General features: G+C 46.1%; 20 protein-coding genes. 11 read left to right on the top strand and 9 right to left on the bottom strand.

Annotation, left to right across the window (positions count from 1 at the left end):
- Window positions 1-123 precede the first annotated feature (123 nt).
- The 7 genes from ACFOEK_RS18435 to ACFOEK_RS18405 all read left to right on the top strand — a co-directional run bounded on the left by ACFOEK_RS18435 (window position 124) and on the right by ACFOEK_RS18405 (window position 5,432).
- Window positions 124-963, top strand: coding sequence for a DNA ligase (locus ACFOEK_RS18435; RefSeq protein ID WP_386722948.1), 840 nt, complete (start codon window positions 124-126; stop codon window positions 961-963).
- 284 nt (window positions 964-1,247) lie between these two features.
- A complete protein-coding gene (gene gpt / locus ACFOEK_RS18430) occupies window positions 1,248-1,724 on the top strand; it encodes a xanthine phosphoribosyltransferase (RefSeq protein ID WP_386722947.1) in 477 nt (158 codons plus the stop codon).
- Between the two features lie 162 nt (window positions 1,725-1,886).
- Window positions 1,887-2,405 (top strand): hypothetical protein, encoded by a 519-nt coding sequence (locus tag ACFOEK_RS18425; RefSeq protein WP_386722946.1) that lies wholly within the window; start codon window positions 1,887-1,889, stop codon window positions 2,403-2,405.
- A gap of 15 nt (window positions 2,406-2,420) precedes the next feature.
- A complete protein-coding gene (sigJ, locus tag ACFOEK_RS18420) occupies window positions 2,421-3,287 on the top strand; it encodes an RNA polymerase sigma factor SigJ (protein ID WP_386722945.1) in 867 nt (288 codons plus the stop codon).
- Between the two features lie 189 nt (window positions 3,288-3,476).
- Entirely contained in the window at window positions 3,477-4,046 is a 570-nt protein-coding gene (locus tag ACFOEK_RS18415) for a methylamine utilization protein (RefSeq protein ID WP_386722944.1), read from the top strand.
- Window positions 4,047-4,157: 111 nt separating this feature from the next.
- Complete coding sequence (locus ACFOEK_RS18410; RefSeq protein WP_386723081.1) at window positions 4,158-4,916, top strand: DUF3034 family protein; 759 nt, start codon at window positions 4,158-4,160, stop codon at window positions 4,914-4,916.
- Window positions 4,917-5,000: 84 nt separating this feature from the next.
- On the top strand, window positions 5,001-5,432 hold the full coding sequence (locus tag ACFOEK_RS18405) for a group I truncated hemoglobin (RefSeq protein ID WP_386722943.1): 432 nt from the start codon (window positions 5,001-5,003) through the stop codon (window positions 5,430-5,432).
- 26 nt (window positions 5,433-5,458) lie between these two features.
- Here ACFOEK_RS18405 and ACFOEK_RS18400 read toward each other — a convergent pair whose 3' ends face one another.
- The 5 genes from ACFOEK_RS18400 to rlmE form a co-directional block, all read right to left on the bottom strand.
- On the bottom strand, window positions 5,459-6,061 hold the full coding sequence (locus ACFOEK_RS18400) for a class I SAM-dependent DNA methyltransferase (protein WP_386722942.1): 603 nt from the start codon (window positions 6,059-6,061) through the stop codon (window positions 5,459-5,461).
- Between the two features lie 31 nt (window positions 6,062-6,092).
- Window positions 6,093-6,677: an NAD(P)H-dependent oxidoreductase gene (locus ACFOEK_RS18395; RefSeq protein ID WP_386722941.1), complete on the bottom strand. Its 585-nt coding sequence runs from the start codon at window positions 6,675-6,677 to the stop codon at window positions 6,093-6,095.
- Between the two features lie 67 nt (window positions 6,678-6,744).
- The gene (locus tag ACFOEK_RS18390; RefSeq protein WP_386722940.1) at window positions 6,745-7,134 is read right to left on the bottom strand and encodes a MerR family transcriptional regulator; all 390 of its coding nucleotides are present in this window, start codon (window positions 7,132-7,134) and stop codon (window positions 6,745-6,747) included.
- 39 nt (window positions 7,135-7,173) lie between these two features.
- The gene (locus tag ACFOEK_RS18385) at window positions 7,174-8,142 is read right to left on the bottom strand and encodes an RDD family protein (RefSeq protein WP_386722939.1); all 969 of its coding nucleotides are present in this window, start codon (window positions 8,140-8,142) and stop codon (window positions 7,174-7,176) included.
- Window positions 8,143-8,163: 21 nt separating this feature from the next.
- A complete protein-coding gene (gene rlmE, locus ACFOEK_RS18380; RefSeq protein WP_386722938.1) occupies window positions 8,164-8,784 on the bottom strand; it encodes a 23S rRNA (uridine(2552)-2'-O)-methyltransferase RlmE in 621 nt (206 codons plus the stop codon).
- Window positions 8,785-9,015: 231 nt separating this feature from the next.
- Here rlmE and ACFOEK_RS18375 point away from each other — a divergent pair, with 231 nt between their 5' ends.
- Window positions 9,016-10,638 (top strand): NAD(P)/FAD-dependent oxidoreductase, encoded by a 1,623-nt coding sequence (locus tag ACFOEK_RS18375; RefSeq protein ID WP_386722937.1) that lies wholly within the window; start codon window positions 9,016-9,018, stop codon window positions 10,636-10,638.
- Between the two features lie 15 nt (window positions 10,639-10,653).
- A complete protein-coding gene (locus tag ACFOEK_RS18370; RefSeq protein WP_386722936.1) occupies window positions 10,654-11,415 on the top strand; it encodes a TrmH family RNA methyltransferase in 762 nt (253 codons plus the stop codon).
- 21 nt (window positions 11,416-11,436) lie between these two features.
- Here ACFOEK_RS18370 and ACFOEK_RS18365 read toward each other — a convergent pair whose 3' ends face one another.
- Complete coding sequence (locus ACFOEK_RS18365) at window positions 11,437-12,030, bottom strand: hypothetical protein (protein ID WP_386722935.1); 594 nt, start codon at window positions 12,028-12,030, stop codon at window positions 11,437-11,439.
- A gap of 69 nt (window positions 12,031-12,099) precedes the next feature.
- Here ACFOEK_RS18365 and ACFOEK_RS18360 point away from each other — a divergent pair, with 69 nt between their 5' ends.
- Both ACFOEK_RS18360 and ACFOEK_RS18355 read left to right on the top strand, forming a co-directional pair.
- Window positions 12,100-12,315 (top strand): hypothetical protein, encoded by a 216-nt coding sequence (locus tag ACFOEK_RS18360; protein WP_386722934.1) that lies wholly within the window; start codon window positions 12,100-12,102, stop codon window positions 12,313-12,315.
- Window positions 12,296-12,718: a metal-dependent hydrolase gene (locus ACFOEK_RS18355; RefSeq protein WP_386722933.1), complete on the top strand. Its 423-nt coding sequence runs from the start codon at window positions 12,296-12,298 to the stop codon at window positions 12,716-12,718. The genes ACFOEK_RS18360 and ACFOEK_RS18355 overlap by 20 nt, the downstream gene beginning before the upstream one ends.
- Window positions 12,719-12,788: 70 nt before the next feature.
- Here the strand turns inward: ACFOEK_RS18355 and ACFOEK_RS18350 are convergent, their stop codons facing one another.
- From ACFOEK_RS18350 to ACFOEK_RS18340, 3 genes are all read right to left on the bottom strand, one after another.
- The gene (locus ACFOEK_RS18350; RefSeq protein ID WP_386722932.1) at window positions 12,789-14,171 is read right to left on the bottom strand and encodes a serine hydrolase domain-containing protein; all 1,383 of its coding nucleotides are present in this window, start codon (window positions 14,169-14,171) and stop codon (window positions 12,789-12,791) included.
- Window positions 14,172-14,305: 134 nt separating this feature from the next.
- A complete protein-coding gene (locus ACFOEK_RS18345) occupies window positions 14,306-14,920 on the bottom strand; it encodes a hypothetical protein (protein ID WP_386722931.1) in 615 nt (204 codons plus the stop codon).
- 55 nt (window positions 14,921-14,975) lie between these two features.
- Window positions 14,976-15,575 carry a hypothetical protein gene (locus tag ACFOEK_RS18340; RefSeq protein WP_386722930.1) on the bottom strand — a complete coding sequence of 200 codons (600 nt, stop codon included), beginning with the start codon at window positions 15,573-15,575 and terminating at the stop codon, window positions 14,976-14,978.
- Between the last annotated feature and the right edge of the window lie 42 nt (window positions 15,576-15,617).

Raw genomic sequence — 15,617 nt, 5'->3', positions numbered from 1 at the left:
TGATTGCCTCTTATCCACAACCTTCTTATAGATAGCTCAGGGAATCTCTGAATAAATCCCTAGCAGTCCCATCAACCCATTAAATCTAAAAAATCACACTACAAAACAAATATGGACGTTTGTATGTATTATCTCGCTCTCTGCCTGGTGCTTATCCTCTGCCTCTGGCCCGTCGTTAATTACGCGAAAACACCACCGCCTCTTGTACTATCCAAACTCTATCAAGCCAATGAACCACTTACTCAATACTGGGTCAGTGAAAAATACGATGGCATTCGCGCCTATTGGGATGGCAAAACCCTATATACCCGTTCTGGCAATCCGATCTCAGCTCCTAAATATTGGCTCGAAGGCTTTCCGAGTACCCCATTAGACGGTGAACTTTGGCTTGGTCGGAATCAATTCAGTCAGTTATCCAGCATCGTTCGTAAGAAACTGCCGAACAAAGCCGAATGGCAGGACGTGAAGTTCATGGCCTTTGATTTACCCAAAGACTCGGGAACCTTTCTGGAGCGTTACCGTCGACTGGAAGCCACTGTGTATGCAGCTCAACTGGATCACCTGAAATTAGTCGAGCAACACGCCGTCGATTCTCATTACAGCCTACAAAAACAACTTGAGCAGATTGCCAGCCAAGGCGGTGAGGGCTTAATGCTTCGCCGCATTGATACCCGCTATGTTTCCGGTCGTTCAAACGATCTGTTGAAAGTGAAACCCTACATGGATGACGAAGCTCTGGTCATTGATCATCAGCAAGGCCAAGGAAAATACACGGACCATCTCGGCGCTTTGATCGTAATGGATCAAAACGGCCGTGAATTCAAAATCGGCACCGGTTTCAGCGACGATGAACGAATCAATCCACCCGCCATCGGCGATACCATCACATATCAATACCATGGCCGAACCTCTACCGGGCTCCCCCGGTTTGCCAGTTTTCTTCGAGTGAAACACAGAGAATGATCGTACGGTGGGGAAGCACTCTTCCCCGCCCGTAGTTCTCGATTATTAGTTCTCGCGAGTAAGTTCCCACCCGCTAATTATCACCTGTTAATTACCGCCCATAAGCTCCCATCCGTAAGAGAAGTCAGCTTCTCAGTGATAATTTCTGACCAATCTGTTAATATTTGCCGCCATTATTTTTAGCAACGCGTTTTACGCTTAACAGCGGTTAGCATAAAACGGTTTTCGCTTAAGTCGGTTGGAGAACGCCTTTGAACCGTCAAAGCAGGCACTGAGGACACATTATGAGCAAATATGAACTGGATTTTTTCGTTTCTTGGGAAGAACTCCACAAAGCGGGTCGCCTTTTAGCTAAAACCCTACATGAGTTAGGCGAATGGAAAGGCATCCTGACAGTGACCCGAGGCGGTATGGTACCTTCAGCCATCATTGCTCGTGAACTCAATATCCGATTGATCGACACCATTTGTATTTCCAGCTATGACGGTCAGGATCGTGGTAACTTCCAACTGACCAAAGCACCTAAGCAGGACAATCAAGGCAAGGGTTGGCTTATCATCGATGATTTGGTGGATACCGGAAAAACCGCAGCGGAAGTTCGTGCTCGTTATCCTAACGCCCACTTCGCCACTATCTATGCCAAACCAGCGGGCATTGAGTACGTCGACAGCTATGTCGAAGAAGTCACTCAAAATACCTGGATTCGTTTCCCGTGGGATATGAAGTTGAGCTACTCCGACCCGATCGTTAAAGGCGGCTAGGTAAGCACTGACCTTAGTTACCTTCATCACTCTGCGGTACCATGGCCACCTCGTACCGTAGAGGATTCAAAGCGTCATTTTTTCTTCTTTTTTTCATTAGGATGTCACACTAGCCCACCCTGATTCGTCATAAGGATACACACTCACTTATTGGAGAATCTTATGACCACTCACCAAGAACAACTGCAGCAACTGACCAACTTCGAAAACCATTATCAGTATGATGCACAGTATTTAAAAGACATGCTCACACTGGCTCCAAGCAGCTACGAAAAGTTTGCAGGCTTCCAACCGATGGCTCATCATCGAGATCTTCTGCCGTTGGATGCGTTTTGGATTGCTAAAATCGCAGGCATGCAAACGGAAGATTGTGGCGGTTGCTTAGAGTTGAATGTAAAAATGGCCAAAGAGCAAGGTGTGGCCAGTGATCTACTTAAAGCAGCCTTGAAAGGCGGCCAGGACTTACCTGCAGACCTAAACCTGGTTTATCGTTATGCCCGCCAAGTCGCCGCACAAGGCAGCGTCGACGAAGCGATTTTGAGTGACATGGAAAACATATACAGCCAAGGACAGCGATTGGAGTTTGGCTTAGCCATTGCCGCTGCAAAAGTTTTCCCGACCATTAAGCGCGCGGTTGGAATGAAAGAGGCGTGTGCATTAATCTCGGTGGATGCGGCATAACAAGCGATGAAAGCTATGGACGACGTCTTTGAACAATCACGCCAGCGCCTTTTCGGGCTGGCTTATCGTATCACCGGATCCATCAGCGATTCAGAAGACATTCTTCAGGAATGTTTTCTGCGCTGGCAAGCTAAAACAGGCACCATTGAATCGGATCAAGCGTGGTTAACCACAGTTGTCACGCGACTGGCGTTAGACCACATCAAAAGTGCCGAAGAAAAACGCAAAAGCTATATTGGTCCATGGTTGCCCGAACCTTTATCTGAACCGCACGATGAGCCCGACAGCCTCCATGAACTGGATCAATCCATCACCATGGCATTACTTGTGATTATGGATCAACTGTCGGCCAGTGAACGAGCAGCCTACATACTTCATGATTTGTTTGATTACAGCTTTGACGAAGTAGCAAGTATTCTCGATAAGTCCTCGGCGGCCTGTCGAAAACTGGCCAGCCGGGGTCGTGCCAAGGTTCAGGAACAGCCGACCGTATCCACAGTGCCCACCGAACAACATACCGCCATGATAGACGCCTTCTTTAATGCTACTCGACAGGCCGACTCAGAAGGGCTTTTAAAACTGCTAAGTAAAGACGTGATCTTTCATTCAGATGGCGGTGGAAAAGCGGTTGCTGGCAGGCGCATTTTCTCCGGACAGGCTGACGTGGCCGACTGGATCGAACGCGTACTCTTTAAGTTTTTCCATCAGCAAGATGCCGACATCACGTTCAAACCACATTGGTTTAATGGCGCGCCCGGTATGCTGGTGTTCCACAAAGGGCTGCTGGTGACAGCGTTCAACTTCACCATTGATGACACAGGCATTCGCCATATTTATGCGTTGAGGAATCCGGATAAACTGCACTTCCTCACTTACCATTAAATGAGTGGCCGAAGCATCGGCCTCCTATGCTCTTACATTGCGACTCGTCCCAGCTCTGCCATACTGTTTGCTAGAATGTTAAATCCTTAGGCTGTCATGCAAACACCACAGTTATACTTATTCTTCTCGATCTTACGATTCATCTTGATCTCATTGAGTGTTAGCACACCAGTCCTACACGCCCAACCTTTGAGCATCATTGATCAACATGGTAATCCACTTGCCAATGCCGTCATTGAAATTCAAACCAAACAAGCCTTCCGATCTATAAATGACACGCCTTATATTATGGATCAGGTGAATAAAACCTTTGTTCCTGTGGTACTCATCATTCCCAAACACAGTTCGATAGAATTCCCGAACAGCGATAACATTCGGCATCATGTTTATTCCTTTTCAAACGCCAAACCGTTTGAGTTGCGTCTGTATTCAGGAAAGCCCGAGGCACCGCTTGAATTCAATAATGAAGGGATAGTAATCCTGGGCTGCAACATTCACGATTCCATGGTGGGCTATATCTACGTTGCCAACAGCTCGTACACCTTTCAGTCTAACAGCCAGGGCGTAATCGAACTTGATACCTTACCCAAGGACATTACCGCCGTCTTTGTGTGGCACCCACATCTTAACCAAGGCAGTCATCGACGATTGGAACTGTCTCTCTCCCAATTGAGAAGCGATCAACCGGTAAAATTAAACATCACGCCACCTGCACCCAGAAACACTTTCGAAGCTAAATTTAAACGAATCTCTCCGTAACCCATCAGGCAGATACTTATGCGCTTTTTCGTTGGTTTGTTATTTATCGTTATCACCTCCCACAGTGTAGCGAGTGGAGATAAGGCTAGAGGATATACAGCTGGTGGAAAGATTCTGGCAACGCCGGGCGTTTCCCAGATAGAAGGATCCGGTGGCGGCGGCCTAGTACCCTGGGCGCAATTGGCTGGCTATGCTACAGAGGATGAAGTTTCAGCATCTGCCTTTTGTTCACGCGCCAAGGTCGATGACTTTCAACTGGATGTCTGCGGTGTTCAGATTAATCTTTTTGATCGCGTCGAATTCTCCTACGCGGAACAAGAGTTCGATGTTGACCCGCTGTCGTTAGAGCTCAAACAACGGATTTTCGGCACTAAGTTTCGACTCTTTGGCGACCTGATCTACACCCCTTGGCCACAAGTCTCTTTAGGAATTCAGCACAAATTTCTAGACACCGAAGACGTGGCGTTTGCCTTAGGCGCAGAGGAAGATCAAGGCACCGATGTTTATCTTGCGGCCAGCAAGTTACATCTTGGCGCCGCGTTCGGATACAACCTGCTATGGAACGTTACGGTACGACACTCCAAGGCCAATGAGATGGGGTTGCTTGGTTTTGGCGGGCCGGACAAAGGCAGACCACTGCACGCCGAAGCCTCTGCCGCCATCCTACTGAACAAACATTTTGCGATCGGTATGGAGTACCGACAAAAGCCGGATAATTTGGGATTAGAAGAGGATGACTGGCAAGACCTGTTCGTAGCTTGGTTTCCCAATAAACACGTCAGCCTCACCGCCGCTTATTTAGACTTAGGCGCTATTGCCGCGGTGGAAGACCAAACGGGCTGGTATGTGTCTCTCACCGGATACCTTTAACAAATAGCCATTAGCAGAAAACCGCTAGTAAAAAACCACTGGCAAGAAACCACTAGCAGGAAGTCACTCATAGGAAAGTACGTTATGAAAACGATCTTACTGCCGTTATTGATCGGTCTGATGTTAGTCGGGTGTTCAAGCTCACCTTCCTTGTCGAACAGCTCGTCCCTTTATCAAGAATTGAACGGACAGTCTGGACTAGAGCGCTTGGTCGATGCCTTTATTCAAGAAATTGCTGGCGACGAACAAATATTCCACTACTTTGCGAAATCGAATGTAGATCGGTTCAGAGAAGGCTTCATCACCCATCTATGCGACGTTTCCGATGGCCCATGTGAATACCAAGGCGACAACATGATCGACATTCACACCGGAATGAAGATCAATGAAGCCGACTTTAATCGAGTGGTAGAATTACTGATTAACGCCATGGAAGCGGAAGGCATCCCCTACCGCACACAAAATAAACTCTTGGCTCGACTCGCGCCGTTACGCCCAGAGATCATTCATAGATAGCCAGTAACTCACAATAGAAGGATTCTTCAGCCCTTACGAGCCACCACCATTACTACCGGCAGTTCACCATTTGGAGAGGTCATCGAAAAAGGCTCAGACATCACCACATCTGTAAAGCCACACGTTTGATACGCCTGCGTTAATTCACTTTTAGAAAAGCCCATGTCGGATTCATCCGAAGGCTTCAACCAATCCCACTGCACTAATACGCCCTGCGACGACAAGCACGAGTGCAACAAAAACAAGGTCGCTTCAAAATCCGGCACAAATGCCAAGGCCGACGAAGCAACGATCAAATCAAACGGCTGATGAAATGCGGGGTGTCTTTCAAGTAAATTACGGGAAAGTTCATCCACAACCGTCGTCACTGACGCTAAGCCCTTCTTATTAAGCACCTCAACCATTTTGGACGACAGGTCGAGTGAAACCACGTCTTTAGCGCTACCAACAAGCTTTTCGGTTAACAAGCCCGTCCCACAGCCAAAGTCGAGTATACGACTACTTTTGGAGGATAATAGATCATTAGAAGAGAGCGTATCGCGCAAGCTGTCGAAGGCTAATTCGGCATATCGAACCACCTCAGGATTCGCATCCCATTCCTCTGCGTAATCGTCCCAACTGTCGCTCATCGCGCTCTCCTTATTCATCGTATTTTCAAGTTCATGTAATCTTAGACTGCCAACTGCTTGCTTCAAGCATTAGCTGATCTAACCAAGTTTGTCGTTGTGTTTCATCCGACATGATCACCGACCCTAACAAAGTGCTTTGAATCGTGTTTACACCACAGAATTTTAGAGTAAAACGATCCAGTTGTTCGAGTACCGGAGCCGCTTGAAATTTCAACAAATTCTCCGGCGCATCCATGGTCAACACCAAGTGCGCTGTTTTACCTGCCAATAGCGGAACCGGTTCAGGATTATCTTCTTCAAATTTAAAGGTCACGCCCGGCAAAAAAGTGCGATCCAGTAATCCCTTAAACTTCGCAGGTAAGCCGCCCCACCAAATTGGAGAAACGATAACCAGATGATCCGCCCACAACACCGCCTCCTGAAACTCTTTCAAACATGGTTCGAGCGGTTGAATGGCATCATAGCCAGTATCCAGACTCGGATTAAACGCCATGTCAGATAGATTAAACCGTCGCACCTGGGAGTTTTGAATCGCACCTGTCTCATAGGCGTTTGCTAATTCGAAGGAAAAACTGTGAACTTTCGGGTTGGCATTGATTAAGAGTGTCTTCATCATTTTAGGTTCCTCAAGGAGTCAAAAACGATGAGTCTACCGTCTGCCCTATAGGGCAGAGTCAAGACCTCTAAGACCTCTCGTTTAAAGAAGGCTCACTCAAAAAACCTTCACTCAAGGAGCACTCATCCAAAGAACCAATGCACTCACTGACGCGCTCGATATTACGTTGCATGGTAAGCAGTTGCTGCTGAAATTCGGCTCTCACTTCGTGCAGAAACGTACGAATGCGGGCCCAGTCCACCTCGCCCTGGTCATAGACAATGACATTCTTCAAACGAGACAGCGTTACGCCCAGTTGCTTGGCTTCAAAGATCAGGCGTAATACCTCAACGTCTTGCTCGTTATACACCCGATACCGCCCTTGTCGCTTAGGCGTGCGAATCAACCCCATCTCTTCGTACAACCGAATGGCTTTAATACTCAACCCGGTTTGTTTCGCTACTTCGCCGATGTACATACACTTTACCTATTAAGGTCGGCCCTTAGACACATAGCCTTATTGAGACATTGAATCCGTAAAGTTGTATGAATGGGTTTCATGAGACCATGATGACCAAATACCAATGTCATAGCCATAACTCAAGGTTACATTCACTGCATTCACCTCTCTTGAATTCGGATAGTAAGAAAAAACAATATCCGAAAGTGTTTTAGAGAGTTCTTTATCGGCAATTTCATTCTCTGTCAAAACAGCTCTCACATTCACAAACTCAAACGACTTACTGCCTTCGGAACTGGAAGTTACGAATCGTTGATTATGCGTGACGGATGCCGTTCTTATCGGAGACACTTTTAGTATTTCACTCTGAGTAGCGAGCATCGCTGAAAACGGTTCTTCATTAACCTTTTCAGACATAACACTCACAGCAACCACCGAAACCAAAGAGATTAAAGCAACGATGGCCAAATGAGGTTTCCATATCGATGCTGAAGAATTAAATACACCTTCCGACTGTATTACGTAGGTATCAACAATTAAGTCATGCAACGTTTGTCTGGTTCGCTTATTAAAAATATAGAGATACGTGGTTGAGAAAATACCACCAAAAATAATGAAGCTCAGCAAGTAAGGCAGTACGACAGAGTTGCTCAAAGTCTCAGGAGAAAGGGATAAATTATTTAAATAAAACGGGATCGCAAAGATTGTATATCGAGCGAAGGATCTGAGCGGTGAAATAAACTCTCCACGGCTATCCACGACCTTAAGATTTAACGCTTGCTTACCAAGTGTCTGGCCCTTGCCAAGCTCACTGTTCATCACGCCAAAATAAATCAATGCAATAGAAAAGCCGACTAACCGTGCGGCATCGCCCAAGCTAACAAACCAGCTTTCAAACAACAGTCCAAGTCCGAAACCGATGCCTGCAAGGAAGACCCCGTCAATCACTAAGGCACCTATTCGTCTCCAAAAGCTTGCAGTGTTAGATTCCTGTACTGGCGTAGAAGCTTCCATTCCGTATTCCACTCTCAAATTCCTTTTAACAACTTATCCCTTAAACCCTTTGGCAACGATGTAAACCTCACGCGAACGCGGGCGAGAGGCGGAAGGTTTACGAATAACAACCTTGCTGAATGAACTGCGAACGTCTTTTAGATATTCCTCATAACCCACACCTTGGAAGACTTTTGCGCAGAAGCCACCGTTTGGCTTCAACACCTGACGCGCCATGTCCAACGCCAGCTCCACCAAATACATCGAAGAGTACTGGTCGGTGGCGTTCACACCACTCATGTTGGGTGCCATATCTGAAATCACCACGTCCACCGGGCGATCATCCAATACCGACATGATTTCATCGAACACCTCTTGTTCGGTGAAGTCACCCTGAATGAAATCCACATCCGGCAATGAATCCATCGGCAAGATATCCGAAGCAATCACACGCCCGTGATCGCCTACCCAAGGGCCAACAATCTGAGACCAACCACCCGGAGCCGAGCCTAAATCCATCACCACCATACCTGGGCGAATCAACTTATCTTTCTCATTGATTTCAATAAGTTTATAACTGGCTCGTGAGCGATAACCATCAATCTGAGCGCGTTTCACATAAGGGTCATTTACGTGTTCGTCTAACCATTTCTGACTGGTTTTAGATCTCGCCATACTATTGTTCGCTCTCGATGCTCAGTTTCGGTAATTCATTTTCAGGAATGCTCGCAGGACGGCATTGTACTCGCCCAACCGTAATGTCGCAAAGCACGCCAACATTCCTCTGATACCCCATATTTTAGACTGACTTTTACGCACGCTGCGGCTACAATTCGCGCTATTCTTAAACCGTATCAACGATTTCCAAAACAGCCTCTGCTGGAGTCACCAGCCAGGACACATATTATGATTCGCATTACTGAACTTGCGCTCCCGCTTGATCACCCAGAAGACGCCATTAAATCGGCGATTCTTAAACGCCTCAACATCAAAGAGAGCGACCTTAACGACTTCACCGTATTCAAGCGCAGCTACGACGCACGTAAGAAAAACACTGAGATCAAGTTCGTCTACATCATTCATGCCGACCTCAAGAACGAGGCAGAGGTACTTGCCCGGTTTGAAGACGATCATAATGTGAAGGTTGCCCCCGACACCGATTATCACCCGGTTGCACAAGCTCCTGAGGATTTAACGGAACGCCCAATCATCATTGGCTTTGGCCCATGCGGTTTGTTTGCCGCCCTGATTCTCGCACAAATGGGCTTTAAACCGATTGTTTTGGAACGCGGAAAAGAGGTTCGTGCACGCACCAAAGACACTTGGGCGTTATGGCGTAAACACCAGCTAACGACCGAATCGAACGTGCAGTACGGCGAAGGCGGTGCCGGGCTGTTTTCTGATGGCAAACTTTACAGCCAAATCAAAGATAAGAAATTCTATGGCCGTAAGGTCATGAGCGAATTTGTTCGTGCCGGTGCGCCCGAAGAAATCATGTACGTCAGCAAGCCGCACATCGGAACTTTCCGTTTGACCGGTGTAGTTTCTCGTATGCGTGAAGAGATTAAAGCTCTGGGCGGTGAAGTACGCTTCGAAAGCAAAGTCTCTGAGCTGGACATTGAAGATGGTCAGATCACAGGCGTCACCCTGGCCAATGGCGACACACTAAAAAGCCGTTACGTGGTATTGGCACTGGGTCATAGCTCTCGCGATACCTTCCGGATGCTGCACCGCAAAGGCGTTTACCTTGAAGCCAAGCCCTTTGCCATTGGCTTCCGAATCGAACATCCCCAATCGCTGATTGATCATGTCCGTTTGGGCAAATACGCCGGTCACCCGGAACTGGGCGCAGCGGATTATAAAGTAATCCATCATGCTAAAAACGGTCGTGCGGTTTATAGCTTCTGCATGTGCCCTGGTGGAACTGTCGTTGCGGCTACGTCCGAAGAAGGTCGTGTCGTCACCAACGGCATGAGCCAATATTCCCGAAATGAGCGCAATGCGAACTCTGGCATTGTAGTCGGTATCTACCCGAATAAAGATTATCCAGAGGGCCCATTGGCGGGCATCGAGCTGCAAGAGCGCCTGGAAAGTAATGCCTTCTTGATGGGCGGCGAAGACTACACCGCTCCTGGTCAGTTGGTCGGCGACTTCATCAAAGGCGTACCTTCGACAGAACTTGGCGAAGTCATTCCGTCTTACAAACCGGGCATCAAACTGACGGATCTTGCACCATCGTTACCCAACTACGCCATTGAAGCCATTCGTGAAGCGTTACCGGCCTTCGGTAAAAAGATCAAAGGCTTTGACCAAGATGATGCCATCTTGACCGGTATTGAAACGCGTACTTCCTCACCGGTATGCATCAAACGCGATGACAACAAGTTCGAAAGCATTAACACCAAAGGCCTCTACCCTGCCGGTGAAGGCGCAGGTTATGCCGGTGGGATCTTATCTGCAGGCGTCGATGGCATTAAAGTGGCTGAAGCCTTGGCAAAACAAATGATGGCAGACTTGAAAGGCGAATAAAGGGAAGCGTAACGCATGAAATTAGACGACATCAAAAAGCTCCACCAGAAAAAATATCGCCAACAGTTTGGCCACTATCTGGTGGAAGGTGAACATCTGATTCTTGAGTTACAAAAAGCGGTTACCCAATCCGGCATTGATCCACACACCATTCAGTTGTTTGTGACGGAGAAGTATCAGGATTGGTCTTCCCCTTTTGAAAAGCGGGTCATTTCATCCAAACAAATGACGCTGCTTTCAGATACCAAATCCCCTCAAGGCATTATCGCCTGTGTGCCTTTGCCTGAGTCAGCCCCTGCGGCCGATCAAAGTGTGTTGGATCAGAATGCACCCGATCAAAGTAAAAGCGAACGCTGTATCTACCTACATGAAGTGCAAGACCCTGGCAACCTTGGAACCATCCTTCGAACACTGGCCTGGTTTGGTGGCTTTCGTTTATTACTCAGCCCTAACAGCGTTGATCCGTACAACTCCAAAGTCGTGCGTTCCAGCATGGGTGCCATCTTTCATGTGCCAATGGAATTAGACGTGTCTCTGGATGATTTGGCTGAGCGCTTTAATCGCTTCGCCTACCTTGATATGAACGGGGAAATCATCAAATCCGAAGCCTTTGCCGACTTCCCCTGTTACCTGTTTGGCAACGAAGCCCGTGGTGTGCCGAGAGACGCACTTACCGCACTCAATGCCACCGCCTTTACGATTCCAGGCAGCGGTGCGATTGAATCGTTGAATTTAGCGAGTGCGGTGAATATGAGCGTGTTTCAGTTATCGGTGTGAGGAAAGCATTACTTTTCAGTCCTAGGGTACAATCCTACGGTCGTCAATAGAATCAAAGCACGCATAATATTCCAGTAATCTCATATCCGGGTCTTTAATCAAATAAGCATCGATTAAGCACCCTTCCATTGCTTCTGAATGAATTGGATAGTTTAATTCAATACCTTTAACATCCTCTGGCTCTACAACGGTAATAAACTGAGAATCAATTAACCATCGATCATTATTCAAAGAATAATTGATTACTTTTTTTTTGTAGTTTCCAAGAACGTTAAAGTAATATAACTCTAGCTTCGCATGATCATCACAACCATCAACGCTATATGTTAGCACCTTAAAAATATCGACTATAAATGGAACCTCAAAGCTAATCTTATATTCGATATAATTATTCACTGTATCTAAGCCACGAAAAGGACCATCATAGTAGTTTTTCTTATAAAACAACCTACTAGTCTCGATATTTTTTTCCGAAAAGAAGCGAGTAAGTTCACTCCTATTATTTTTTGCTCCATCAATTAGTTTAAAATATGTTCTGACTACTTCTTGTTCACAGGTGTAGGCCCATGTCTTTGTTGTTAAAGCAATAAGCATGATTAAAAATAAAGATTTCATATACTCCAACCCCATCAAACCTTACACTGTATAGACATTCGAATACTGAACTAAAATAACCAAAACAGTATGACTATACCAGCAAAGCAGGACACCAGTTCCAGTCTGGCGAACATTGAGATCACCGTGCGGAAACCCGAGTTTGATTTCTCTGATACGCCGGAGCAATGGTTAGCCAGCATTGAAGCATCTCATTTCATGCATGCTATCGCCGTGATGGTGCCCGTCACTGAAAAGTTGGTTATTGAAAGGCTTAGAGTCAGTCATGCCGACCTCCTTTGTTGAGTCTATTCCTGCAGCCATGGAGCACTTTACCGCCAACATCAGCAAAGCGGTGTTAACAGATCAAGCATTTTGGTTCGGAGATAAACAAACAACGGATGCCGCCAGGTTTTTAAAATGGCATGCCTTTGAAGAGCTGGAACATCAAGCCGTGTGTTTTGATCTCTATAAAGACCTTAAACACAGTTCTATTTTATTTAGCCTGTCCTTGATGTTCTTCTGGATGCCCTTGTCTGCGCTGAGCACCTATTCGATCCACACTTATTTTCTGGTTAAGAGTAAAAAGCTGAAAAGCATCTCAGCCTGGAAAAAGCATCTTCGTTTTATTCGAAATAACCTGCCCCATCTTTTTCAGTGGTACATGGAAGTACAGCAAAAAGGATTACTCGCCTTGGACACCCAATGACAAGCAATTAACAACGCTAGAAGGGTGACTTTCTCAGCCCCCCTCTAACACCTTTTCGTTACAGCATTCTCTAGCCAAGCGGAAGTGCAGGCAATAAGCCGTAAATAAATCGGCCAATATCCACCAGAACTTCCTGCTCATCATGAGCATCGCCTGTTCGAACGATCACCAAATCCAGCGACGGAACAACGATGATCAACTGCCCTCTTAATCCCAGAGCCGACATGGTATCTTCCGGCAGCATTGGCCAAAAGGGTTCGCCCACTTTCTGGGTGTTCGGGAAGATGCCTACCCCATAATCGCGATTCCAGGGGTTAGGGAGCTCCACCGCATCCAACATGGTCGAAAACCAGTCCGAAGGAATGATCTGCTCACCGTTCCACTGACCGCCGTTTTTAAGCAGCAGTCCAAATCGGGCCATGTCTCGTGGCGTCATAAAGGCAAAGGCGCCCATTGCCATGTTGCCAGCGTTATCCGGCTGAACAACCGCTGAAGCCACCTGAATTTTATGGAATAAACGACTGTGCATGTACTGGTAAAAATTCCCCAAGTCACCGCCCAGTTTGTCTTGCAATAATCTGGTTTGAATCAGTGTATTACCGGTATTGTAATGCCATGCGGTTCCCGGCTGAGCGTAGAGATTTTTTTGCGCAAACACAGAGGCCATATCATCCGATGCCACCAGCTCAAACACATCCGGGTCGATTTTCTGATCCGTCTTGTCAGAGCCCAGGCCACTGGTCATGGTCAACAGCATATAAGGTGTGATGGCTGCACGCGGATCATTGGGGTTGTCCCACTCTTTTACATCGGCAGGTTGATAAACATCCAACAAACCATCATCCTGAATCATTCCTGTCAGTACGGCCGTCAGGGTTTTAGAGGCAGAAAACAGAGCGACAGGCGTTTGCGGGCCATACTCTTGTGCATAACGTTCGTACACCAATTTACCTCGATACGAAACCAATACACTGCTGGTGTTGATGTCGTAAGTTGGCTTATCTTCAAAGAGGCCATCAGCAGCGGCATCAATGGCCTCCAAATCCACATTATTCACCCAGCTCACACCGGCACTGCCTTGTGGCCAAGGAATCGTTGAATCCAACTCCAGCGGCTCAAGTGCAGGCAGGGTTTGTTGACGTAATTCAGCTTCAGATACATTCCCAACCAAGGTACACCCCAGCTGATCACGGTAGATAGCTTTTTGTGTGCTATCCAGAAAACGCACCAGCACTGTTTTATCGGTGTAATCCACATCAAATAACGCCGCTTTCGCTGCGCCCTTGGAGGCAGGTATCAGATCAGTTTCCATCACATGTTGCTCAGATAACCCTGACAAAAACACCTTGGTACACATGGTGGTCGCTGCATAACTAGCCATAGTATCCGCCAGCTTACAGCCCGACGCGGCCAAGCTTAAAACACAGATACCGGAGATTTTTAAGATTTTCATGAAGTTGCTTTCCTTATCTCATTCATTTTCCTGAACAGATAATAAGCACAAGCAACCGGGAAGGGGTCATTCTAAAGGTCGATAATCGCGTGGGCCGGCATCCATCGTTAGGTGGAGTGGACACTCAATTAACTTCACAAGTTTTGATCTTGTGATGATTTCTCCCTCCATGTCATTATTAGGTTCCTATTCTTATTTAAGTAATCTACCGCTTTTTGATATCCTTTTTTAGCAAGCTTATCAATAATATCTAACCCTTTATTTCGACTGCGTTCATTAGAAGTTAGAGCTACACCATACATATAAGTAGACCTCTCACTATATTCAGCGTCATACAGCTCTTTTAACAAGGATATTGACTCATTTAATAACTCCTCATTGCCTGTGCTTTTATATCTAAGCATCAGCAATAAAGAGTACAAAAAATCCAACCGATAAGATCTATCTCCTTCATCAAGGTAAGAATAAGCTAATTCAACATAGCTCAATGCCACATTATAGTTTGCTTCTACCAGTCTACCATTTGTGTATATAGCTCCGAGTTCGGCTGCTGCAGCCATAACACCGCATTGAGCCATTTTTTCTAATCTATTGATGATGGCCTGCGTATCCTTGAAAGGATAGGAAACATAAATAGCACCTTTCATTTCATTATATTCATCTTCCATACTAGAAGTGCATTCGGCTAGTATTTTAGTAGAGAACAAAATACCTAAAACCAGTGAATAAAATATTTTAATACTTGTCAAAACAACCACCTTAAAGACTTATAAGACTAGAATTAACGGTCTGAGGCCTTCAATATCAACCATCTGTAACAATCTCGGGATCTTCGATCGAGTCAAAGCAAGCGTAGTACTCTAGTAATCGCATATCAGGGTCTTTAATCAAATAGGCATCAATTAAACACCCTTCCATCTCTTCAGAATGAATCGGATAGTTCAGCTCTACGCCTCTTACATCATCTTTATCCACAGCCACAATCAATTGAGAGTCAATCAACCAAGTGCCATCATACAAGGTGAAATTCATAACCTTTTTTATCAGGCGATTCACTGTATCTAAATAATAGATTTCTAAGCTCGCTGTCTCGTCACAGAAGCCAACATAATAGGAAAGGATATTAAAAGTAGTAGCAACGTAGCGTGACTCCATATTAACTTTATACTCCTTGTAACCATTTACTGTATCCAGTCCCCTAAACGGCCCATCGTAATAGTTTTCTTCATAAAACAACCTCATTGCTGCTTGGCTTTTTGGTGAGAAAAACTTAATCAACCCATGTCGATTATTTTTGGCTTCATCCACCAGCTTAAAGTAAGTTCTGGCCACCTCTTGTTCGCAGGTGTAGGCCCATGTCTTTGTTGTTAAAACAATAAGCATGATTAAAAATAAAGATTTCATATACTCCAACCCCACCAAACCTTACACTGTATAGACATTCAA

It is taken from the genome of Litoribrevibacter euphylliae, assembly GCF_042646085.1.
GTDB lineage: Bacteria > Pseudomonadota > Gammaproteobacteria > Pseudomonadales > Litoribrevibacteraceae > Litoribrevibacter > Litoribrevibacter euphylliae.
Note: the sequence above shows the minus strand (reverse complement) of the source record. Positions and strands in the feature narration are given on the sequence as shown.